Origin of the sequence: Polaribacter sp. R77954, assembly GCF_044595335.1 — a bacterium.
Taxonomy (GTDB): domain Bacteria; phylum Bacteroidota; class Bacteroidia; order Flavobacteriales; family Flavobacteriaceae; genus Polaribacter.
The window spans coordinates 2,670,577-2,695,588 of the sequence record NZ_CP138992.1 but is presented as its reverse complement, the minus strand read 5'-3'; the positions used below and the strand labels follow the sequence as shown (position 1 = coordinate 2,695,588).

Sequence of the window (25,012 nt, the reverse complement as noted above, 5' to 3'; positions counted from 1 at the left end):
ATATGAGAAAACTATTATATATTTTTATTTGTAGCATTATATATTCATCATGTTCTAAAAGTGACGATGGTGGTTTAGGACAAATTACAGATAGTACTCCTTCTACACCTTTATTAGTATTTCCTGGAGCAGATCAATTATGTATTGATAATACAATTAACTTCTCATGGGATGCTTCTACAAATGAAGACGGAAGTTCTGTAGTGTATATCTTTGAGATCGCAACAGACAATCAATTCTCTACTATAATTACATCTGAAATACAAACTTCTTTGTCAAAAATTGTAACGCTAGAAAAGGGTGTTGCGTATTACTGGAGAGTAAGAGCAAAAAGTAGTAAAGGTATAGAAAGTGATTATTCTCCTACTTCTCAATTCTATACAGAAGAAGTACCAAATAGTAATAACTTACCTTTTTCTCCTGATAATGTTGCTCCTTTTGTTGGTCAAAATTTTGACGGCGTAAATACTATAGATCTACAATGGACAGCTTCTGATGTAGATAACGATCCTTTAAAATATGATGTCTATTTTGGTAAAGACAAAGATGCACTTACTTTAATGTTAGAAAATACAGAACAAACAACGTTACAAGTAACTGCTGATTCTCCTCAAACTACTTATTACTGGCAAATAACTGTTAAGGATGATAAAGGTGCTGAAACCAACAGCCCTATATGGAATTTTTATGTAAATAATTTTTAGATTTTTATTATTTGTATTTTTTGTTAATTAAACATCCTTATCTTGGTTTTAAAACTACAATAAGGATGTTTTTCTTTTAACAATATTTCTATTTTTTTTCTTAAAAGCAGGACTCCAAATATCTTTGTAATCTGGCCGCTTATTCTCCATTAGTTTTTTATGAATATGATAAGTTACATTCATCCAATCTTTTCCTTCTACCCAAAGTGGATTTTTCATTTCTTGTTGCCAAATGTGATAAGAAGAAAACATACTATCTAACTGAGATTTATTTTGTTTAGAAATATCATTTATTTCTCCTAAATCTTTATTTAAATTATACATTACAGCCCTATAGTTCTCTAAAGTAATCATTTTAAAATCACCCATTCTAACTGCAGACTCCTCTAATTTTCTCCAAAATAAAGTTTTATGCGGATTACCTTGTTTTTCGCCATTTACATAAGGCAACAAGTCTTTGCCATCTAATTGTAATGTTTTGGGTTTATTAATTTTAGCAGCACTTAAAGAGGTGGTAAAAATATCTAGTGAAGATGTTAACCCTGCAAACTTTTGATTTCCTTTAACCATTTTAGGCCAACTGACAACAAACGGAACTCTATGCCCACCTTCAAATTTATTTCCTTTCCACCCTTTTAGGGCTCCTGTAGAAGATTGGTTGTTATGAGCTCCACCATTATCACTTAAAAAATAAATCAATGTATTCTCTCTTATTCCTAAATCTTCAAGCTTGGTTAATAGTTTACCTACGTTGTTATCTAAATTCCAAGTCATCGCTGCTAACTTTTGTCTCGGGTGATTTTTGAACTTTTCTAAATCTTCTTTTTTTGCGTGCATTGGAGTGTGAACCGCATTATAAGACAAGTACATAAAAAACGGTTTCTCTTTTGAATCTTCTACAAATTTTACAGATTGGTCTCCTAAAACATCAGTCATATAACCATTAAAGACTACACGTTCTCCATTGTATTGTAGCATTTTTTCTTTTGAGGGATTTTCTAACGGGAAATAAGAACGACTTCCTGCTAAAAATCCATAAAACTCGTTAAAGCCTCTTTGGTTTGGATGATCGGAAGTTTCTTCTCCTAAATGCCATTTTCCTAAAGCATAGGTATTGTAACCATTGTTTTCAAAGATATCTGCAATGGTGGTAACGTCATCACTTAAACCAATTCCTCCAGTCCCATTCGCTTCAAAACCAAAACGCTGTTGGTATTTTCCTGTGATTAATCCAGCTCGTGATGGCGCACAAACAGTAGCACTAACATGTGCATCAGTAAAAATTACACCGCTTTTAGCTAGGTCATCAATATTTGCAGTTTGTAAATCTTTACTTCCCATAAAACCAAAATCTACATAACCTGCATCATCTACTAAAATAATGATTACGTTAGGTAACTTGTCTTTTGGAGTCTCTAATTTTGATTTACATCCAAAGCTAACAATGAGTGAGAAAAGAAATAATGAGAAAAAACGATTCATTTATAAAAATAATTAACTAAGGTTATTGAATAGGAATGATACTGTAAGAAAATGATTGTGTTTTTGCTTTAATTTGGTATTGCTCTAAAGGTCTTGTCCACCAACTTGTATCTCCTCCAACGCCCATCTGTTCATTATCTATATTAATATTTGTAAAATCTCGTTCTACGATATCAACAGTGTGTCTTTGTTTTTTCGTTTCACCAGCATCAAAATCTGAATTGTATTGATGATGCGCACTAAAACCAATATTTTCTGGCCCTAATACTTTAATACCTTGCCCTTGTCTATTTGTAAATGTTACCCAACGTACATCAGTTCTATATCCATTTTCTTGAGGTCTGATATACGGAAAATACAATTCTGAAACAGAAGCTTGGTAACTACCTACAAATTGTGATGTTTTTCTATCTTGATAATTTTCTAAAGGTCCTCTACCATACCAATTTACTTGATTTAAGTCTTTATTTACAATAAAATTAGTTCCAAAACGAGGTAAATTGGGCAACGCTGTTTTTACATTTAACAATGAGGTTTTAATTGTTATTTGCCCAGATGCATCAATTACATATTGCATCTTTATTGTAGCAATGTTTTCAGGCAATTTATAAATCATTTCTAGATGTACAGCACTTCCATTAAAACTTATTTTATCTGCTGATAATAAATCAAGGGATGATTTTTTATCTTTTAACAACATAGAGGTTAACTTTTGATTTTCAGTTGCTTTTTTCCAAATACCAAAATGTTTGGGCATGTTAAATCCGTAATCGTTATCTGTGGTTGCTCTCCAAAAATTAGCAGATATTCCTTTTTGGATAATATTTCCGTTTCCGTAATCTAATTTTGAGAGTTCTCCTGTTTGCACGTCAAAACTAGCTGTAAAATTTTCTGATTTTAAAACAACTTCATTTTCTGTAGAAGATAACATTAAATGCTCTGTAGCATTTTCTTTGAATTTGGGTATAAAAGTACCTGTTACGAATTGTGCTTTAGCTAAAGGAAACCCTTTAGAAAGTAATGGTAAATCTTTATGGGTAGTTGCTAAAAAATTAAGTTGGTATTCATGCTTTTTATTATCCAATTTAGGCAAGTTCAATTGTACCATTTTTGATTTTTGAGGAGCAATATCTAAAACTCCTAAACTTCCAGAAGTTATTTTTTCGCCTTCTTTAAAAAGCTCCCAATCTATTTTAAAGTTATTTAAATTGGTAAAGAAATATTCATTAAAAATTTTTACCTGACCAGTCTTAAAGTTAACATCCGAAAATTGAATGTTTTGATATACTTTTTTCAATTCTTGTAAACCAGGATGTGGTGTTCTGTCAGGATTTACAATTCCGTTTAAACAAAAATTACCATCGTGTTGTAAGTGAGCAGCACCAAAATCTCCTCCATAACCCCAATATTTTTTTCCATCTTCTGTCTTTGTAACTAAACCTTGGTCAACCCAATCCCAAATAAAACCACCTTGCAAGACATTGTATTTTCGAATAACGTCCCAATAATCTTTAAAATTTCCTAAACTATTTCCCATAGCATGAGAGTATTCGCATAAAATTAAAGGGCGTTTGGGTTTGTTTTCAGCATACTCAATTAGTTGTGGAATACGATCGTACATTGGTGCTTGAATGTCTGTATTCTTGTATTTGGTTGCACCTTCGTATTGGGTAGGGCGTGTTGCATCATTTTCTTTCAACCAGTTGTATGTTGCAAAAAAGTTATCACCATTTCCTGCTTCATTTCCTAAAGACCAAGTAACAATAGATGGATGATTTTTATCACGCTCAAACATGCGAATTGTTCTATCTAAATGCGCTGCTTTCCAATCTTCTCTATAAGCTGGGTGTATTTTTTTTACCTCAGGTTTTTTGTCTAAGCCTTGGTTAGTTGTGCCCATTCCATGAGTTTCTATATTGGCTTCATCAATTACGTAAAACCCATATGTATCACATAAATCATAAAAAAATGTATTCTTAGGGTAATGGCTACAGCGAATGGCATTTACATTATTCTGTTTCATTAACCTAAGATCTTTAATGGTTAATACTTCGTCTACTACATGCCCTTTAGTTTCATCATGATCGTGAAGGTTAACACCCTTGATTAAAACAGGTTTACCGTTTACTAAAAATTGGTTATTCTTAATTTTTATATTTCTAAAACCTACTTTTACTGAGGTAATTTGTAAAAATTCCCCATCAAGATTACTTAACGATAAAACTGCTGTATATAAGTTGGGAGTCTCTGCTGTCCATGGTTTTACATTTTTAATATTTTCTTTAAAGGTTATGTTTGATTTGCTTTTTGAAATAGCAACTATTTTAGTCTTAGAAAAAATTTGTTGCTTTTTATCGTCTAAAAGTGTAACCTCTAGTTTTCTTTTTTCAACAGATAGTTTTGTGTTTTTAAGTTCTATATCTATACTAAATGCCCCATCTTTATAATTGTTTACCAAATCACTACCTACTTTAAAATCGTTAATTGCAATTGGTTTGTCTGCTCTTAAATAGACATCTCTTTCTATACCACTTAGTCTCCAAAAATCTTGATCTTCTATATAACTCGCGTCAGACCAACGTAAAACCTGTACTGCAATCTGATTTTTTCCTGACTTAATATATTTAGTAATATTAAACTCAGCTGGTGTTTTACTACCTTCTGAATACCCTACTTTTTTTCCATTTATATATACGTACATGGCTCCACTTACACCTGCAAAATGCAAATAAATGTCATTATTTTTCCAGTTTTTTGGGATTTGAAAATCACGTTTATAGCTTCCGTTATTATTGATATTATGAGGAATAAACGGTGGATTTTTAGGAAACATATACACAATATTAGTATACACAGGCAAACCAAACCCCTGTAATTCCCAGTTAGAAGGTACTGAAATGGTATCCCATCCATCTACATTAAAATCTTCTTTGTAAAAACTTTCTGGTCTTGCTTTAACGCTATCTGCATAATAAAAATTCCAAGTGCCGTTTAAGGATTTATAATTGGAAGATGATTTCCAATTTTTACCAAGAATTGCATTGTCTAAATTGTCGTAGTTGTAAAAAGTAGCTTTTGGAGCTTCTCTATTTACTTGAAATATTTCTGAATTTTCCCATTCTGGATTCTCCCATACTTTCGCGGTATATTTAGGCCTTAATTTTATTTGTTGTTTACAAGAGATCATTAAAAAGGCGAACAAGAATATTCTTAAGAAAAACTTCATGACATGAACATTATAATCGTGAATTAAATAATAAAAAAACAGACATATAAATACGTCTGTTTTTCTAGTTAAAATTTATCTAATGAAATAGATAGTTAGTAAACAATATTTATTTTACAAATAGTTTTTTAGAAGCTATACTCCCTTTACTATCTTTAATTTTTACCATATACATTCCTGTAGACAAAGAAGAAATATCAAATTGATTTACACCAATGTTAAGAACATTTACTTGTTTACCAAGAATATTATAAACCGAAACCTCTCTTATACTAATATTATTAAGAGTGTTTACTTTAAAAACATTTCTAGCAGGATTAGGGGATAAGGAAATAGTATTGTTTAATTCAAAGTTTGATGTGCTTAATGGATTACTATCTAAAATTTTAATTTCATCAATATATAAAAAGCTATCTGTATCGTTTAGAATTTGTCCTCCTTCAACAATACTTGCATCAGCTATATCTGGGTGAAAAACGATTTTAAAAAGAGTGCTACCTGTAAAACTTGTAGCTGTTTGGCTATCTACAATTGGAATCACGATTTGTTCCCATTGAGCTTCTCCAGAATGTAAAGTTGTAGGTCTTATAATACCTCCATTAGTTCCGTTATTATCATCAGCTGTTGCGTTAAATCTTACAGCTAGATCAGTTTTAGGGCCATAAACCATAAAACTTAAAAATTTTGTTTCGGTATCTGAAATAGCAATATCTGCAACATCGATACCTGCAAAAATCCACCATTGTGTTGCATTTCTACCAATTTTTAAAACTTTTGCTGTGGTATTATCTCCACTGGCATTCGGGTTATCTACAATTTCGGCAGTAATACCACCACCTACATTTGTTAGTGCATCCTCTGTTGTTCCATTTTCAAAGTCATTAATCATAGTCTGCCCAAACATTAAGTTTGTTGAGCCAATTAATAAAATGAATAAATAAGTAATTTTTAGTTTCATAATAAAGTATTTAGTTAAAATTGTTTGATATAAAACTACCCAATTAAACTAACTAAAAAATGGACTTATATTAGTAAAACATAGACATAATTACTTTTTAACTTACTTCATTTTCCATACTCTAATATAATCTACTTTAGCTTCTGTAAACTCTCCTATATTTCTTTCTGAAAAATTAGTATTTGCAGCACCTCCAAAACTTGCACCTGTAGATAACCAAAGAAATTCTTCAACTTTTGGAACCCATATACCCTGGTAACGTGTTTTAAATTGCCCATCATAATAAACCTCTAACTTATCTTCATTCCAAAGTAACCCAAAAGTATGGTAACCAGAGTGAAGGCCAGGTGTTTCATAACGTCTTGTATTTGCTTTATGGCTTTGTCCATAGCCATCTATATGTACTACACTTTTTGTGTAATCACCAATCCAAGCAGATTCAAAAACATCTATTTCTGCGCCGTCATTACCTGTACCATCTATATTCCCCATATTATCTCCTTGCAACCAAAGAGCGGTATGAGTGCCAAAAAAAGTTTCTGCAATTTTTATTTTAGCTTCTATATAACCGTATTTAAATTCGAATAAATTATTTGTAAAAACACCTCCACAATGCAGTACATCATTAGCTACTTTTTCGCTTTTAAGAACTAAGTTTCCATCTTTATAACTTACATTTTCTGGTTTCCAAAACCATTGATTGATACCAACTCCTGGACGAGCTGCTCTACTTTTTGCTGAGTTATTTTTGGTCCATTTAGTAGGTTCGAATTTATCAAAATTGTCCTCGAACATTAAAATCCAATTACTTGTATTTACAGAATTAAGCAATGGTTTTACATCTGTAACTGTATCATCATCTAAATCATTAAATTGTTCGTCATCAGGTGATGTTGAATTACCCTCACAGGAAGCAAACACAAAAGCCAATAAAATAATACTAAAAAAAAACTGACTGCTTTGAATGTTAAGTTTGTTGTACATTTTAAAATTTTTAAGTTGTATATTATTGATAAATATCTTTTGCAGAGAAATTAGATTGTTTTCCCGTTAATTTTAAAGATTTTATATCTTCTATATTTATTGAGTTTGAAGGATTAAAAGAGCTGCTTTTCATGTAATTTATAACACTGTGTTTTAACTGTCTAGCAACAGGCCTTTTATTTAAATTTGACGTTAAGTCTATAGAAGAAAATACCAATTGTCCTTTACCAACTTTAGCTTCGAATAAATTGGTTAAGTGGTGGTTGGTAACAAAATTATCGATTACCCTTACTAAAGGTTTGGCATTAATGGAGTCTACAATGATAGATTTTGAATTGATACATAAATCCCACCATTGCCAGTTACTGTAAGAATCTGTTGGGAATTTAGTAAATGCTGGATGTTTTTCATCTAACAAGACACCCATTGTTGCTGGTTGATTTGGAAAGTGAACAGGACTCCAAAATACAGGAACAAAACGACCTGTAATTCCTTTTAATGATTTTGGATTTGGGTTTAAAAATACCTTTTTCCCTTTTTGCAATGCTTTTTCGGCTACTGCTATAGATGCAGTAAAAACGATATCATTATCTGTAGTAGAAAGGTTTTTTGGGTATACCCAAATATTCCAACTATTCTTATATTTCGTATTGTTTACACGAACTGTTATGGTTAGTTTTTTAGCCTTATTAATTTTAATAGTATGGACAATTTTACCTAAATTGGTATTGTTGCCTATCACTAAATTTACATCAGTTAAAGACCCTTTGTTTACTACATTTTTTGCTTCATCAGTAATAACCCAATCTATAGTTTTATTTTTTAACTCTTTATAAAAATTAGCAATTTCTATAGAAGCTTCAAATGTTTCTTCATTTTCGTAAACTGCTTTTTCAAATCGAATTAGCGGAACTAACTCACTATTAAATTGACTAAATTCTTCTGCAGAAATTACACCTTTAGATTCCCAAAATGCATTTAACAAACCAACTAAAGCTGTACCTTGACCCGGAAAATCTTGTAATTGTAATAATTGAAAACCATCAAAACTTGGTGTTTTTAATGCACGTTCAATTTCTTCTTTGTATAATAATGCTGCTAATTTTCCTGAAGCATACGTAAAATCTGGTGCTAAATCTATAAGTCCTTTTTTCTCTAAATCATTTTTTACAGCAATAAAATTTAATGGTTTTAGTACCCCTGTATATTTTTCGATTTCACTCATATCTGGGTATACAGAATACTGTCCTATTTCGTGAGATACTAAAGGCACGTTTATATGACCTGCTCCTGAAGTATAATCTGCATTAAAGTGAGGTGCTTTTGCATTAAAAATACCTTGCCCTCTAATCCATCCTTTATCTGTCCATTGTGCAATAAAAAACTCATCTTCTTTTTCTGGTCTTGTACCAGTTGGTTGTTGAAATGAAAATGCAGTAGTTGCATACAAATGTCTATTATCTTTAGGTTTTAAATCTGCAACCATATCATTTAAAACACTTATATCTCCCTGTAATTCGTTACCTAAAGCCATAAAAATAAACGATGGATGGTTTCCGTAATCTTTAATTATTTTATCTGCTTCTTGTTTTAAAAACTGGGTTGTGTTTTTGTCTTCACCAACTTTTAAACTCCAATGAGGCAATTCTACTTGCACATAAAAACCTGCTTCATCTGCTGCTTCAAATGCCGATTTTGGTGGACACCATGAATGAAAACGTAAGTGATTTAACCCATAATCTTTGGCTTGTTTTATTAAGGTAGCCCATTCTTCTTTTTTTGTAGGTGGATGACCCGTTAAAGGAAAAATTACACATTCTAAATTTCCTCTTAAGAAAATTCGTTTATCATTTAATAATAAATCTCCACCCTTACTGCTCACAAACTTATAACCAAATCTTGCACTAGTTGTACCTGTATTGGTAACTACTGTTACATCATATAATTTTGGGTTAAATTCGTCCCATAATTCTAAGTCTTTAGGTTTATCAATTTCTAATACAAACTCATTTCCTTCAGTTTTAGAGGTCTTTACTTTATTGTTATACACCTCAACACCATCAGTAGATTTTATAATAAGACTTACAGATTCTCCAACTTGAGTAGGCTGATTAAATGTTACTTTTAATTTATTCAGCGCTGCATTTGGGTAAATTTGAATGTTTTCTGGCTCGTTTTTATCGTGAGCAACTAGCTCCATATCACCTAAAATACCATTCCATTTTATTTGCGTATGATTAGTGTAGGCATGTGCCATATCTTGATTAACCTTAATTGGATACATTGTACCTGCTACATTAATCAATGGAAACTTATTAGAATTGTCTATACAAATTGTAAGCAAATGTTTTCCTGGAGTTAGGTTATTGGTTAGATTATAATTATGACTACCAACGAGACTATTTGCACTTCCCATTAATTTCCCATCTATATAAACTGATGATTCCCAAATGATACGTTCTAAACCTAATTGAATATTTTTATCTTTCCAAGAAGTTGGAATTTCTATTTCTTTTTGATACCATGCTTTACCAATATATTGATATTTTCTAGTTAAATTAGACATCACATAATTGTTAATAGCAGGCTTTAGTGTATCTGTAGTTCCTATTTTTGCACCATCTAAAGTGTTTGGTAAGTTTATAGAAGTTCCTGTAAATTTACTGTTTGCCCAACCTTGTGAATTACCAATATTTGTTGAATCTAGTTTTACTTGCCATTGACCAGAAATAGTTATAGAAGTTGGTGCTTTTGAACAACTATTCAATATTAATAATATAATTAGAGTCCCTGTGAAAAGACCTGTTTTTTGTACATTAAATTTATTCAACATTTTTGTAATTTTATTTTTTATTGGTAATATTAAATTCTTAATAATTTAATTTTCCGCAATTGCTATAATTTCTATTAAATCTCATATGATTAACTCATATTTTAAACTTTATAAATCTATTTCTGATCTAAAATTGCATTGATTTTTTGTTCCATTACCTCAACTATTTTTGGGTGATTTTTATAGACATTATTTTTTTCTGATGGATCTTCATCTAAATTAAATAATTGCACTTCTGTTCTGAAACCTGGGTCAACAAATTTTTGAACAATCCAATTAGGCACAGGTTTCTTTTTAGGTTGTATGTATTTCCACTTTCCCATTCTTAAACCGTAAGTATAGGCTTCTTCTAATAAAAATTTACGCCCTTTATTCGATTTCCCTAACCACGACTTTAAAAAATCTTGACTATCTGGAGCCGCATCTTTTTCAACATCTTGTTTTACTAAACAAGCCAGAGATTTATACAAATCTACTTGAGATAACAATGCAGAACTCGTACCTGGTTTTACTTCTTTTGGCCAATGTACTATTGTTGGCATTCTAGTTCCTGCTTCATAAACAGAATATTTACTTCCTCTAAAAATACCTCCTGGTTTATGGTCTCCAACTAATTCTCTAGCATAATCTACATATCCATCATCTAAAATAGGTCCGTTATCACTAGTAAAAATGATTAACGTATTTTCTAAAAGATTGTGTTTTTTTAAGGTTTTTGTAATTTGACCCACGCACCAATCCATTTGAGCAATAACATCTCCACGAGGTCCCATACTACTACTTTCTACAAACTTAATATTTGCTATTCTTGGTTGATGAATGTCGTGTAACGAAAAATATAAAAAGAATGGTTTTTCCGTATTTTTATTTATAAAATCGTTGGCTTTATCGGTTAATACAAAAGGAAAATCTTCATCTACCCAAAGTGCATCTTTTCCACCTTTCATATAACCAATTCTACTAATTCCATTAATTACAGCTCCTTGATGATAAGGATCTGTATGTTGTTTTAATAATTCTGGATGTTTAAATCCCCAAGGATAACCTTCAATTCTAGAACCATAACTTACAGTTATTGGATCATTAATATCTAAACCAACAACTTCTTGGTTTTCAAGAAATACACAAGGTACTCTATCTCCTGTTGCAGGAATTAAAAAACTATAATCAAAACCAACTTCTTTTGGTCCTAAAGGAATACGCTTGTTCCAGTCTATTTTTCCTTTACCCAAACCTAAGTGCCATTTACCAACTACACCTGTTGTGTATCCTGCTTTTTGCAACATTTTTGGTAACGTCTCTTTTTTGGTATCTATTATTAAGGGAGCATCACCTTCTAAAATAGCAGCATTACTTCTAAAAGCGTAACTACCTGTTAATAAAGAATAACGAGATGGTGTACAAGTTGCAGCAGAACAGTGTGCATCAGTAAGATTTAAACCATTTTTTGCTAAAGTATCAATATTAGGTGTTTTTACCCCAATTGCTCCATTTACTCCAATATCACCAAAACCTAAATCGTCTACATAAATGATGACAATATTGGGTTTATTCTTTTGAGAAAAAACAGTACTATTTACTCCCATAAGGAAGAAAATAATACTGTAATACATTAAATATTTAAAGTTCATGAAGTTTAAGTAATATTATGAAACACCAACCAATTGTGCATGAATATTTGCTGGTATATGAGATAGGTTTGTACGTTTTACTTTATCGAAAGCTTCAATAGCCTCTGCATCATTGCCTTTACCTAATTGACCAAGACCAATTAAATAGTTACAATGTATTTTGTTAATAACGTTTAAATCTTCTTCCCAAATTAATAAATCTGGTAGTGAAATGGCAAAGTAATCTAACTTTACATTATCATTCATATGCGCTAAACCATAGTTTAAGAGGTTATCAAATCTCTTTTCTGCTTTTTTAGATTTTCCTAATTTTTGTAAAGCTAAACCTTGGTAGAAAATTTTATCTGGTTGCTGATCGTTATAAAATATTGCAGGACTAGGATCGCTTAACCCTTCTGATGCTAACTCAAAGTATGATTTTGCTTTATCTTTATCACCTAAACCTTCATAGGCGCAACCTAACCAATAATCAATATCATTTTCTACGGTACCATGCAATTTACCTTCACCTAAATTATGAGGATATGTTTTTGCTGCGATGAGCAACTCAATTGCATATTCAAAATTCTTTGCGTTAATGTTTTTCTTAGCTAGTTCTGTATAACAGGTTAAATATTGAAAAGGTACTTTACCTTCTCCTCCTTCCCAAGGATGAAACTGGCGGTTTTCTATCAATTCTTTCGCTTTTTCAAAATCGCCTTTTAAATTGTATAGAGAAATGCGCTCTAAATATAAATCGTCTCTAGAATTGGTTAACTCTATATATTGTTCTAAAAGAGACAAACGCTTGTCTATAGATACATTTATTTTCTTATACAATTGGTCCAACTCCATTAACAATCTAGCGTCTGTATTATCTATCTTAAAGGCTCTTTCTAGATGTTTTACTGCCAACTCTTTTTGATTGGTTTTGTTGTAATACAGTAAAGCTAAATTACGATGGATAATTGCAAAACGTTCATCTAATTTCACGGATGTTTCCCAACATTCTTGCGCTTCTACATATTGTCTATTTGCATACCAAAAGTTACCTAAATAATAAAATGCTTTGGCATCAGATGGGTTTGCTATACAAGCAGCTTGTAGCGCTAATACTTCTTCTATTTTATTTGGAAAACAATATTTATCTGGCATTTGAGAGGCTTTTTTGTAAGCTTCTAATGCATTTGTATGATCTCCTTTTTGATCGTAAAACCATCCCATAAAATAGTATACCATAGGATAAACCTTAGTATTCTCTTCTGTGTGTACTTTTAATAAAGCCACAGCTTCATCAAACTGACCTGCCGAAGCATAATCTAGAGAAAACTCAATATAATTATGCGCATTATTTCTTAAAATATGTTTAAGAGCCTCTACATCTTCTTGTTTATTTGATAAAATATAACGTTCGTATAAAACCCCGAAATTAAACTTATCGATAGCTAAAGATTCTTCTATTAATTTACCAGCAGCTTCTAGTTTACCTTGTTTTCTTAAAATAACAACTTTTAAATGTCTTGCTTTATGATTGTGCCAGTTTTTAATTAATGCTCTATCTACAAGGTCTAACGCTTTTTCTAAATCACCTTTAGAGCAATCTATTTGCGCCAAATTAAAGTAACCTGCATCTTGCCATTGTGCATTCCAACACGCTTTAAAGAAACTTGCGTACGCTTCTTCTTTTTTACCTAAGAAATTTAAAGCCAACCCTTTATTAAAGTAAGGTTCTCCATCATACGGATTTGGATTATGACTTGTTAACGTTTCGATAGCCGTGTTAAAATATTGGATAGATTTTTCTAATTGCCCTTTGCGCATATACCAAAGCCCCATTGCATTATTACAACGTACATCTTTTGGAGCTCTTCTTAACGCTTCTTCGTAATAATCTGTGGCATTAAAAGTAGCATGTCTGTACTGCTCTAAATGCAATCCTCTTAAATACAAACCTTCTACAGTATCTATATCTTTAGGATCTTTAGCAGCTTTTGCTGGTTCAGGAATTTCTTCCGATAAATCTTTGTCTGGTTCCCATGAGACCAATACTTTACCAGCAGCATCATTTACTGATATTTGTAAATCATCAAACGTATTAGTTCCTATTTCTACAGATTGTTCAAAACCTACTTCTGGAGAAAGGTTTACAACTTCTTCGTGTACTACTGTATCATTTGCTTTTAAAGTAATTACACAATTGTTATAGGTAGAGGTAACATATACTTTTACCAATGCTTTACCATCAACCATTTCTAGGTTTACTAAAGCTTCTTTGGTTGCATTTTTTACTACACCAACATTATAGTAAGGCATAAAATACTGCTTAAAGCTTTTCTCTTCGTAAGGATGCATCCAAGAGAAATCTGGTTGATTGTCTGTATATACGCCACACATTAATTCTATGTATGGTCCGTCTGTATCTGTTAAATTTCTATCCCATGCTTTTCCAAATTCTCCATTACCCCAAGTCCATTGTTTTTTTCCAGGAGACACATTATGGTCTGCTACGTGTAATAATCCTCCTTTAGAATCATTCTCATAACCACCCACAAAATCATATTTAGACGTAATTGCCATATAACTTGTTGGTACAGGAATATTTTTATATCTAGAAATATCTGTTCCTGGTGAGTAATCTACTTTATAGTATTCTCCTTTTGCAATTGGAAATTCAGAAACATCACGTTTTCCGTGGTCAAATACTGCATTTACATCTGGAGGAAATACAGATTGATAATGATCATTAACTGCTACAGCAGGGTTTGCCCACCATAAAAAAGTTTGTGGATGAGGTGTTCTGTTGTATAAATGTGCTTTAATTTCTATATATGCTTTATCTGGATGTAAGGTAAAACCTGCCATACCTTTTGTACGGAACATACGTTCTAATTCGCTTACCCAAATGGTTTTACTACCATCCTCATTATCTTCTATATAAAAATCTGTTGGATCGTAAGTACTTGGTCTATGGTGTTGTGGCCAGTTGAATTCAATTCCTCCAGAAATCCAAGGACCAGTTAAACCTACAAGTGCTGGTTTTATTACATGATTATAATATACAAAGTCGCGCTTACGAATTTTATCGTAAGCTCTTTGAATTCTTCCACCTAAAGCAGGTAAAATCATTAATTTTATATAATCATTTTCTATAAAAATAGCATCCCATTCTTTATCTACTTTTGTATCGCTAATTTTTTCTATTACAGGATGTGGATATACTGCTCCACTACTTGCTTGATATACTCTTTTTTCTAAAAAAACAGGATATTTTTCTGGAGCTCCAACTTCGTAAGTAGGAATCATCACTTTCTCCTCCCAGGCTTTTACAGTTCTCATATGACTTAGTTTTTACATAACACTCAAAAAAAAGAGTATTAATACTTTAACATTTGTTTTAATTGTTTCTCTTTTAGGTCTATTTTAGGTTTAAAAGCATCACTTGACACATAGTTCTCTAAACTATACAACAACTGTTTTGCTTCTAATCTTTCTTCTAAATTTGTGTGTAAGTCTATTCCAGAAAACAGTAGTTTTCCTTTACCAACTTTAGCTTCAAAAAGTAGTGCTGTTTTTCTGTTTTTAAACCAATCGTCAATTACTCTAACTATTGGATTAATTTCTGGAAGTTCATCAAAAATGATGGCGTTAGAATGACTCATGGCATCCCACCACTGCCAGTTAGAATGGTATTCTGTTGGAAAATGAGCCAACGCAGGATGCTTAGGATCACAAAGGATTCCTAATGTATGTGGTTTTTGTTCTTTAGTCCAAGAGGTATTCCAGAAAATACTTGAAAAACCAATTCCGATATCACCTCCATATTCTGGAGTAACATCTCCTTTGGTAATGTTCAATAAGACACTTCCTCCATTATTTAAATATGCTAATGTCTTAGCATCTAATTTATTGGTTACTTTATAGCCTTTCTTATTTTTTATAGGTGCTTTTTCATTTGGATATACCCAAATATCCCAACTGTTTTTAAATTCATTAACAGTAATACTTAACGTTAATTTTTGAGCTTTCGTAATTTTCTTAAAAGATTGATTAATTACACCTAATTGAATTCCATTTCCTAACGGGATGTTAGTTGTTTTTAATTTTCCTTCAGAAAAAATACTTCCATCAGGTTTTGTGAATGTCCATTTTGGAGTTACATTATCCAATGTTGCTTCTCCAAAATGAGCAATTTCAATTACAGCTGATAAAGTATCTGTATTTTGAAAAGTTCTTTTTTCTAAACGTGCTAACGGAACTGTTTTTCCACTAAATTGTTTAAATTCTTCTGGAGTTACGTATCCTTTTTCATCCCAAAAAGCATCTAAAACGCCTACTAAAGCTGTTCCTTGTCCAGGAAAATCATGTAAATCTAGTAATTGAAAACCAGCCATCCCTTTGGTTCTTAAAGCTGCTTCAATATCTGCCTTATAACACAGCGTTTGCAATTTTCCTGACGCCATTAGAAAATCCTCAGCCAAATCACTCATCCCATTTTCTGATAAAGTTTCTTTAAAAATTTCAAAGTTTTTAGGTTTTAAAACACCAGTGTATTTAGACATTTCTTTAAAGTTTGGATACACACACCATTGGCCCATTTCATGGCTTACATAGGGCATTGGGGTTTTATCTATGAACTTACTCCAATCGAATACTGTTTGAGGGGCTTTGGCATTAATTATACTTTTTAAATTTTCGTTCCAACCTTGAATTCTAGGACCTCTATGGTTATAATAATCCATATTTGGCAAATACGGATACCCTGCACCACTAGTATACAAACGTCTGTTATCTAAATTTTTAAAATGATCTACGTATTTGGTTAAATATTCTTTGTGATATTTTCCACTTGGCTCATTTCCGTAAGTCATTAAGACAAAAGAAGGATGATTTCCATAAGCATCAATAATAGCTTCACCTTCTTTATACAACCAATGATCAACTGGTGTTCCATCTCCTAAATTAGCTAACCAAGCAGATGCTTCTGCCTGAATATACACGCCCATTTCATCAGCTGCTATAAATGCTGCTTCAGGTGGACACCAAGAGTGAAAACGAACATGATTTAATCCATGCGATTTAATAATTTTTAGAATTCGTTTCCACGAATCTACATCTGTTGGGGGATAGCCAGTTTTTGGAAAAATTGCACACTCTAGAGTTCCTCTTAAATATATAGGGCGGTTGTTTATTTTAAAAATAGTACCATCAGCTTTAAACTCTCGCATCCCAAAATCTATACGTTTTGTATCAACTGCTTCATCAGATTTTAAAACAAGTTGCATTTCATAAAGGTTAGGGTTGAATTCATCCCAAAACTTAGGGTTTTCTCCCATATTAAAGTTTACCACTATTTTATTATCTACATCTAGCTGAACATCTTTTATAACTTCTTCTAGAGTATGTTTGTTATTTGATTTCTCTCTAACTTGAAGGGTTAATTCTGGTTTAGTATTTTGTGTATCACCTTGTATTTGAGCAACAACTTTTACTGATTTAGTGGAAACATTTGGATACAATTTTACTACCCCTAATGCCAATTTAGGAGTAACCTCAAGCTTAATACCGCCAACAATACCATTCCAGTTTGTTTGTGTATTATCAGAAATACTATGGGCATCTTTACCAACATTAATATCTTTTATACTATTATCAACTCGAATAGAAATGGTATGAACTCCCGAAGTTAAGAAATTACTTACATCATAATTATGTGCTGTAGCTAGACTATTTTGCATGCCTACTTTTTTGTTATCTACCCAAACTGTAGATTCCCAATGCACACGCTCTAAATGTAGTTTGATGGTTTTACCATTCCAATTTTCTGGAATAGTTACCGTTTTTTGATACCAAGCAGCTCCTTTATAATCTTTAACAGGTTGCAACCAAAAAGGAATTTTAATATTTCCTTCTTTTCTATACTTTGCCATTTTTGGATCTGTATACCACAAACTATCATTCCACATATTACCTGTATAATTTGTGTTTACAGTAATATCATCTCCTTTACCATTTTCTGCCATAGAACCTGGCAACTTAATAGTATCTGATAGTTTATCTAAAAACCAGTTTTGCTTTTCTCCAACATTTAAAGAATCAATTTTAAACCTCCAATTGCCAGATAAATCTATTTGCTTCTCTGCTTTTTTTGCACAAGCATTTAATGCCAGTAAAAACGAGCAAATAAGTATAACTTTTATGGTTTGTAAAAACTTCATTTAGTAAATCTTCTTTCTTCTATTAGTGTATTTTGAAATATTCGAAAATAGCATCTGCAACAAATTGATGTCCTTTTTGATTGATATGATTGTTCTGAGACATATACCCTATTAATGGTTGAATTGATGCCAAGTCTTTAAATAGCTGATAACTATCTACCAAACCAACATTATACTTTTTTGCTAACGCTCTTATTTGTGCACTATGTTTGGCTAAAGGAGTTTCATTTGAAGAAATATCTTCTTTTAAATCTGGTGTAGGGGTTAGTAAAATTACTTTTGTTCCATAATGCAAGGCTTCTTTTATCATTTGCTCCCAAGCAATTTTTGCTCGTTCTAAACCAATACTTCTATCATTTAATCCGTAATCAATAAAAAGTACATCTGGCCTATGATTTAATACCTCAGCTTTAAAACGTTTTGCTCCTTGTTCTGCTTGTTCCCCACCAATTGAAGTTGTGATAGTGTTTACCACAGAATACGGATAAAAGTCGTTGACCTTTTTTAAGGTTCTGTACGGATAAGAATTTGAGCGATCTATAACACCTCTTGTAGTGTAACCTGTAGGAACTGAATGCCCGTGAAAAACCAGATTAATAGTTCTATTCTTTGGCCACTTTACTTTTAATTCTTTTTTTAGTGAATCTAAATAATGCTTTACAATATCCTTATTAGAATTAGAAAATTCTTGAGCACAAGCAAAGTTTAAACTCATTAATAAAATAACAATTAGAATTTTATGTTTTTTTAATTTTATCATTTATTCTTTGTCTTTTGTTAGTTCTATTTCTATTTCTTCTAAGCTTTTACCCTTGGTTTCAGGTAACTTATTTTTTATGAATAAAAACCCTGCTATACAGATGAAACCATATACCCAAAATGTACCTGAAGCTCCTAAAGCATCATTTAAAATTGGAAAAGTAAAGGTTAATATAAATGAAGCTACCCATAGTGAAAATGTTGCGATAGACATTGCTACACCTCTTATTTTATTTGGAAAGATTTCTGATAAAACTACCCATGTAATTGGTGCTAAAGACATCGAATAAATTGCAATGGCAGTAATTACTAAAATTAAAACAGGTAAACCTGTAAATTCCATGTAATAAGCACCACCTAAAATAATGTACACAACACCTAAACCAATAGAACCTAATAGCATTAATTTTCTACGCCCCCAACTATCTACCGTTCGCATTGCAACAAGTGTAAATATTAGGTTTACACTACCAGTAATTACAATGTTAAATAACATATCTCCTACACTGTAACCAGCTGCTGTAAAAATTTCTTCAGCGTAATTGAAAATAATATTGATACCACACCATTGTTGGAATATTGCCAAAACAACACCTATAATTAGGATCGGTTTAATCTTTGGACTTTTAAAATCAGAAAAACTAATTTTAGAGGTATTTCCTTCTTGCAGTGTTTGCTTAATATTGGCCAACTCTTCTTCAGCATAAGAAGTTCCACCTATTTTAGATAAAACCAATTTGGCAGTATCATTATTGTTTATTTTTACTAAAAATCTTGGACTTTTAGGCACGATAAACATCAACGCAAAAAATAAAATTGCAGGAATCAATTCTGCCCAAAACATCCAACGCCATCCTGTTTGCCCATTCCATGAAGCTAAAATCATTTCTGGCGAAAAACCATCTGGTATAGCTTCTGCGATTAAAAAGTTTGCAATTTGAGCAGCTAAAATTCCTATTACCAGTGTTAATTGATTAATCGCTACAAATTGCCCTCTATATTTTGCTGGTGCAATTTCTGCAATATACATTGGCGATAAAGTAGACGCCAATCCTATACCTAAACCACCTATAAGTCTATAAATTATAAAGGGTGTAAATTCATTTACATAACCTGTACCAAATGCAGATAACGTAAACAAAGCTGCAGCTAAAATTAAAGGTTGTTTTCTACCAAATTTATCCGCGACAAAACCAGAGATAACTGCCCCAAAAATACAGCCAATTAACGCACTACTCATTGCCCAACCTTGTAATGTTGGTTGCGAACTAATATCAAAAAAGAGTTCGTAAAATGGTTTTGCTCCTCCTATAACTACCCAATCGTATCCAAAAAGGAAACCACCCATTGCAGATACAAGTGCAAGGAATAATAAATAGGCAAAGTTAAATTTAGTTTTAGACATAAATTATTGTTTTGGTAAGTAAACTGTTGTGGTCTGGTATTTATTTATTAATCTTTTGTATTCAAGCTACTGTCGTACCAGTTATTCTTAGGATCAAAATCTTTACTCAAAAAGTTCTTACGTTGCTTTTCAAGACGTTGTAACATTTTCGTTCTTCTTTCCTCTTGTTTTTTAGCTGCTTTAGCTGCATCATAATCGGCATAAACTTCAGGTATTTTAGCATTCATATTTTTTAAATATGTATCTAACTCTGCTCTTAAACTTTTAGCAATTAGTTCTTCTTTTTTAGAAATATCATTTTTCTCTCCTGGATCATTTGATAAATTATACAACTCATCATGCCCATCTTCCCAATAATGAATCAATTTATACGCTTCTTTTCTGATGATACTTACAGGATCACCTCCTTGATTACCATAGTGAGGATAATGCCAAAATAATGGTCTTGTATCTAAAGGTTTCCCTTCTAATAATGGCAATAAACTTACTCCATCTATAATCTGTTTAGGATCTTTCTTAGCACCAACTAAATCTAAAAGTGTAGGATAAAAATCGATTCCAGAAACTGGGTAATCAACAGATTTTGGAGTGTTTTTTAACATCGGTGCTTTGATCAAATAAGGCTCTCTAATACCACCTTCCCATTGATATCCTTTTCCACCACGTAATGGGAAATTCGTCGTAGAAAATGCATCTCCACTAGCAACTCCTCCATTATCAGAAGTAAAGACTATTATTGTATTATCATCAATACCTAATTCTTTTAATCTTTTTAAAACAACACCAACAGCATCATCCATAGATTCTACTAAACCTGCATAAATAGGATTATCTTGTACATTTCTGATTGGCAATCTTGCCTCCATTTCAAAACCAGATTCAGGTATACCTTGAGCTTCTGCTTTATTTCTATATTTACTCCATTTTTCTTGGGTAGTTTCAATAGGACCATGAACTGCGTAAAAGGACAAGAAAGCAAAAAATGGTTCATCTTTATTAGTTGAAATAAAATCTGCAGTTTCTAACGCTAAACGTTTTGTTAGATTTTCACCTTCGTATTTGTAATCTAATTTAGGATTTCTCCAAGGTGCATAATATCCTCCTTTTGGACCTCCAACTTCCCATCCTCCAATATTAATATCAAATCCATTATTTTCTGGAGAATAAGGTTCATCACCTATATGCCATTTTCCTGCAAAAAAGGTTTTGTATCCGTTTTGTTTTAAAGCTTCTGCAATTGTAATATTCTCTTCTGGTAAAGCATGAGCATACTCTGGTGGCATCACTTTAGTGTTGTAATAATCTCCCCATTTTTTACCAGTTGCAGCACCAATCCAATCTGTTACTCCATGACGAGTAGTGTACTGCCCTGTCATTAAACTTGCTCTAGAGGGGCTACATACTTGAGCTGCAGCATATCCTTGCGTAAATTGTACTCCTTCTTTGGCAATAGCATCAATATTTGGAGTTTCATAATATTTACTACCTGAATAACTTAAATCATGAGCACCAAGATCGTCTGCCAAAATAAAAACGATATTCGGTTTTTTTGGAGTACTACTATTACTTTTTTCCTCTTTATCCTTACAGCCATTTAATAAAATGGCAACTAAACAAAGGCTTAAAACTGATTCTAAAAAATTATTTTTAAATTTCATTTACTGATGTATTTTTATTTGGATGTACTACCTATTAATGTATTTACTGAACGTCTACTTACTGTTATTATTTGTTTTGTTACTTTTTGATACTCTAGATTTTTATCTTTTGATGTTTCGTATTTAGCTTGAATGTTATAGCCTGAAAAATCAATAGTTTTATCTGTATCACCATAATTTATGGCAACGATTACAAGTTTTGAGGTTTTCTGATCTACATATGCAGACAACATTAAATCTTTATATTGTTGTTTTAATGACTTCTTTTCATTTAACTGAATCTTTACACGTTGCATGTTAGGCCTAATAAATCTCGAAAAATTACCAAAAGCCCATAATAATTTAGAATCATGGAAATCTCCATCCGATTTCATTTTATTCAAATTGTACAAATCTTTTTGATCTCCTGTATCTAAATAAATTAAACCGTCTTTAAAATTGGCATTTGTTAAGGCTGTCCACCACTGCCAAGAACTTGCATTTGCAATAGTTAAATCTGCATGAATTACACGTGCTACATACAGTGCAGTATTTATACCTAAATCTCTTTTCCATCCTCCTCCAATGTCGTCTGTTTTTTCAAGTATACAAAACTCACTTTGCCAATAATTTACGTTGTAATCTTTTAGTTTACTATTTAATTTTTTTCTGATCGATATTAAACTATCTACTGGCCAGGTTGTAAAATAACTGTGTCCTGAAATGGTTTGTTTTACATTTTTTAATTGATTATTAGGATTAAAAAAATATTCTATTTGACTTCCTCTTTCTGGTTTTCCAAAATCGGAATACAACCAACGTAAATCTGCAGCCTCTCCTAATACAATCTTTGTTGACAGCTTATTTTCTTCTATTTTTCGATTTAATAATTTTGATATTTTTAAAATATTGACATTGGTTGCTGGAGTTCCTTCTTGCGACTTTTTTTCCCAATCCCATTGTGGTTCATTTATTGGACTTAAATAATCAAAAGCAATTCCTTTAGATTTAAAGTGTTTTAGAAACTCAACCATAAACTGAGCATAATCATCAAAATGCTCTGGTTTTAAATTTATCTCTCCATCTTTATTATCACCATTAAAACCTTTTCCGTTTTTTGTCCATTGAACAGGAGCTGAAATAGAAAAAGCTAAAAATTTATCAACACCATAATTCTTAGCCGAATTTAAAAACCATTGTTGCCCTTTCTGTTTTGTCCAATCGTAAGTTCCTTTAGGATCTAAAAAAGATTCACTTCTTCTCCATTCATTTTCTATATGAGAACTATCTTTTTGTTCGGTTGTTCCTGCGCCTATATAAAATCTCCAAATTGAAAGTCCAATTCCTTCTGGGTTTCCTTGTTTGTCAACCTCTTGACTAAAAAGTAACTTGGCTATTTTTTTTCTTTTTTGTTCAGGCCAATTTTTACCAACAAATTGACATCTCCATGCATCAGACGCACCAAAACCTTCAATTGTTTGATATATTTCTTTAGAATTAATATTTATTTTTGAAACTTGTTGTTGAGCTTTAGACTCACTATTTATCAGAAAAATAAAAATTATAAAAACATATAAAATACTACTCTTATTCATTTATTGTAAAAAATTACCAAAAACTTAATTTAATCCCCCTATTTCATTAACAAAATTAACAAAAGATCAATTAATAAAAATAGACGTCAAGAGCATAAACATGGACAAAAACACTTATTCCTAAGATTAGTTACCCTTTAAAATAATCTTATATATTTGATGCAAACCCTCTTTATTAATATCAAAAACTACTTCATTATTTGAAGATAATTCTGCAGAAGCTACCTCTGTTATGTATGATTCTGCTTTAGCTGTATCATTATAATCAAAAGGAACAAAACGATGAACACTTTCTATAGAAGTTATGGTAAATCCCTCTACTTTGACTCCAACTTTTTTACCACTTTCTCTAGCTCCTGTAACATATAAAACCATAGTGCTTGCATCTTGTAAAGCTGCTGCAATATGAAATGTATTAGATGTTGTTTTTAATGCCTTACCTTTATATTCACTTGCCATTTCACCTAAAATTTGACCTGTTGGGAAAATTTTAGAAAAATTCCAATTCGTTAAACCTAAACCTGGAACAGGAGTGTTTACTGGTGGCCAATAAGCTGCTGCTTCAGAACCAGATCTTGCGTAAATATGAATTATATCTGGAATAATATTAGCTGCCTCCATATAAAGCGCTCTTTCATTGTAATCTCTAGAAGGCATCCACTCTGACAGATACTTGAAATTTTTGTTTGGATTGAAGTTATTAGCACAATCTATTATTCTTTTTTCTAAGTCTTTTATATTGTGTGTATTTGTTGTATATCCAGTATATGTATGTAATGCTACTCCATCAATCACATCGTAAGCCTTTGTAAATTTCTGCTTCATCGTTGTAAACTCATCAGGAAAAGTATAATCACCATTTACTAAAAGTTTAAAAGAATGGTTTGGAAATTTTTGATCTAGATGCTCTGCGATTTCCATTGCAACTTTTACATATTTATCTAACTTCTGAGCTCTAGAAACACCTCCTGCCCATTGCAACCACCACTCATTACCAATTTCTACAATACCATTATCAATACCTGATGCTTCAATCGCATTTTCTGCAACTTGCTCTAACTTTCGAATTGCATTGTTCCATTGAGAAGAACCAGGGTTTGTATTCATAGCATCTACAGTAGGAATTACTATACTGTAATTATTGAAGTTCTCTTTTAGTGCAGATACAGAAGCCCCAGGTTCTGATGGTGCATCATTCCAGTTTGGAGTTGTATTGCTTGTCCAAGCATAAAATTCTGACTCCCAACCACCAGGAAATCTAAAAACTTTAGAATTTAACCCCATATCTTCAAGCGTATTTGTAAAAGTAGAAAAACCCGTATTTGGCACTCTCCTCCAATCATTATTTACTCCAAATATATCTGGATTTATATTTACACCATCAGTTGCATCAACTTTAAGTGTTACATCAAAAGCTATATCACCTGTAACATCACCTCCATCACCAATATCATCAAAAATAGGATCGTTAGGATCTGTACCTCCCTCACTTGAACAAGAGAAAACAAAAAGACCAAATATTATAACTAAAAAAAAAGATTTCAATTCGATGTACTTTTTCATGTTGTACTAATTTAATTTTAATTAAAGATTTTTTAGCTAGA

Annotated in this window: 14 protein-coding genes; 1 reads left to right on the top strand and 13 read right to left on the bottom strand. The window is 31.8% G+C overall.

Annotated elements, in window-relative coordinates:
• The first annotated feature begins 2 nt into the window (after positions 1-2).
• On the top strand, positions 3-704 hold the full coding sequence (locus SJY27_RS11725) for a hypothetical protein (RefSeq protein ID WP_397445028.1): 702 nt from the start codon (positions 3-5) through the stop codon (positions 702-704).
• A gap of 54 nt (positions 705-758) precedes the next feature.
• Here SJY27_RS11725 and SJY27_RS11720 read toward each other — a convergent pair whose 3' ends face one another.
• The 13 genes from SJY27_RS11720 to SJY27_RS11660 all read right to left on the bottom strand — a co-directional run bounded on the left by SJY27_RS11720 (position 759) and on the right by SJY27_RS11660 (position 24,971).
• Positions 759-2,186 (bottom strand): sulfatase-like hydrolase/transferase, encoded by a 1,428-nt coding sequence (locus SJY27_RS11720; protein ID WP_397445027.1) that lies wholly within the window; start codon positions 2,184-2,186, stop codon positions 759-761.
• A gap of 22 nt (positions 2,187-2,208) precedes the next feature.
• Complete coding sequence (locus SJY27_RS11715; RefSeq protein ID WP_397445026.1) at positions 2,209-5,412, bottom strand: glycoside hydrolase family 2 TIM barrel-domain containing protein; 3,204 nt, start codon at positions 5,410-5,412, stop codon at positions 2,209-2,211.
• A 109-nt stretch (positions 5,413-5,521) separates the two neighbouring features.
• Positions 5,522-6,370 carry a T9SS type A sorting domain-containing protein gene (locus SJY27_RS11710; RefSeq protein ID WP_397445025.1) on the bottom strand — a complete coding sequence of 283 codons (849 nt, stop codon included), beginning with the start codon at positions 6,368-6,370 and terminating at the stop codon, positions 5,522-5,524.
• Positions 6,371-6,472: 102 nt separating this feature from the next.
• Positions 6,473-7,354 (bottom strand): family 16 glycosylhydrolase, encoded by an 882-nt coding sequence (locus SJY27_RS11705; RefSeq protein ID WP_397445024.1) that lies wholly within the window; start codon positions 7,352-7,354, stop codon positions 6,473-6,475.
• A gap of 22 nt (positions 7,355-7,376) precedes the next feature.
• On the bottom strand, positions 7,377-10,187 hold the full coding sequence (locus SJY27_RS11700) for a sugar-binding domain-containing protein (protein WP_397445023.1): 2,811 nt from the start codon (positions 10,185-10,187) through the stop codon (positions 7,377-7,379).
• A 116-nt stretch (positions 10,188-10,303) separates the two neighbouring features.
• A complete protein-coding gene (locus SJY27_RS11695) occupies positions 10,304-11,818 on the bottom strand; it encodes an arylsulfatase (RefSeq protein WP_397445022.1) in 1,515 nt (504 codons plus the stop codon).
• A 15-nt stretch (positions 11,819-11,833) separates the two neighbouring features.
• Positions 11,834-15,133 carry a DUF5107 domain-containing protein gene (locus SJY27_RS11690; RefSeq protein WP_397445021.1) on the bottom strand — a complete coding sequence of 1,100 codons (3,300 nt, stop codon included), beginning with the start codon at positions 15,131-15,133 and terminating at the stop codon, positions 11,834-11,836.
• Between the two features lie 38 nt (positions 15,134-15,171).
• Positions 15,172-18,012: a glycoside hydrolase family 2 protein gene (locus SJY27_RS11685; protein WP_397445020.1), complete on the bottom strand. Its 2,841-nt coding sequence runs from the start codon at positions 18,010-18,012 to the stop codon at positions 15,172-15,174.
• A 22-nt stretch (positions 18,013-18,034) separates the two neighbouring features.
• Positions 18,035-18,772: an SGNH/GDSL hydrolase family protein gene (locus SJY27_RS11680; protein WP_397445019.1), complete on the bottom strand. Its 738-nt coding sequence runs from the start codon at positions 18,770-18,772 to the stop codon at positions 18,035-18,037.
• A complete protein-coding gene (locus SJY27_RS11675) occupies positions 18,773-20,176 on the bottom strand; it encodes a sugar porter family MFS transporter (RefSeq protein WP_397445018.1) in 1,404 nt (467 codons plus the stop codon).
• A 47-nt stretch (positions 20,177-20,223) separates the two neighbouring features.
• Entirely contained in the window at positions 20,224-21,834 is a 1,611-nt protein-coding gene (locus SJY27_RS11670) for a sulfatase (RefSeq protein WP_397445017.1), read from the bottom strand.
• A gap of 14 nt (positions 21,835-21,848) precedes the next feature.
• Entirely contained in the window at positions 21,849-23,408 is a 1,560-nt protein-coding gene (locus SJY27_RS11665; RefSeq protein ID WP_397445016.1) for a glycoside hydrolase, read from the bottom strand.
• Between the two features lie 126 nt (positions 23,409-23,534).
• Positions 23,535-24,971 carry a hypothetical protein gene (locus SJY27_RS11660; RefSeq protein ID WP_397445015.1) on the bottom strand — a complete coding sequence of 479 codons (1,437 nt, stop codon included), beginning with the start codon at positions 24,969-24,971 and terminating at the stop codon, positions 23,535-23,537.
• Positions 24,972-25,012: the final 41 nt, after the last annotated feature.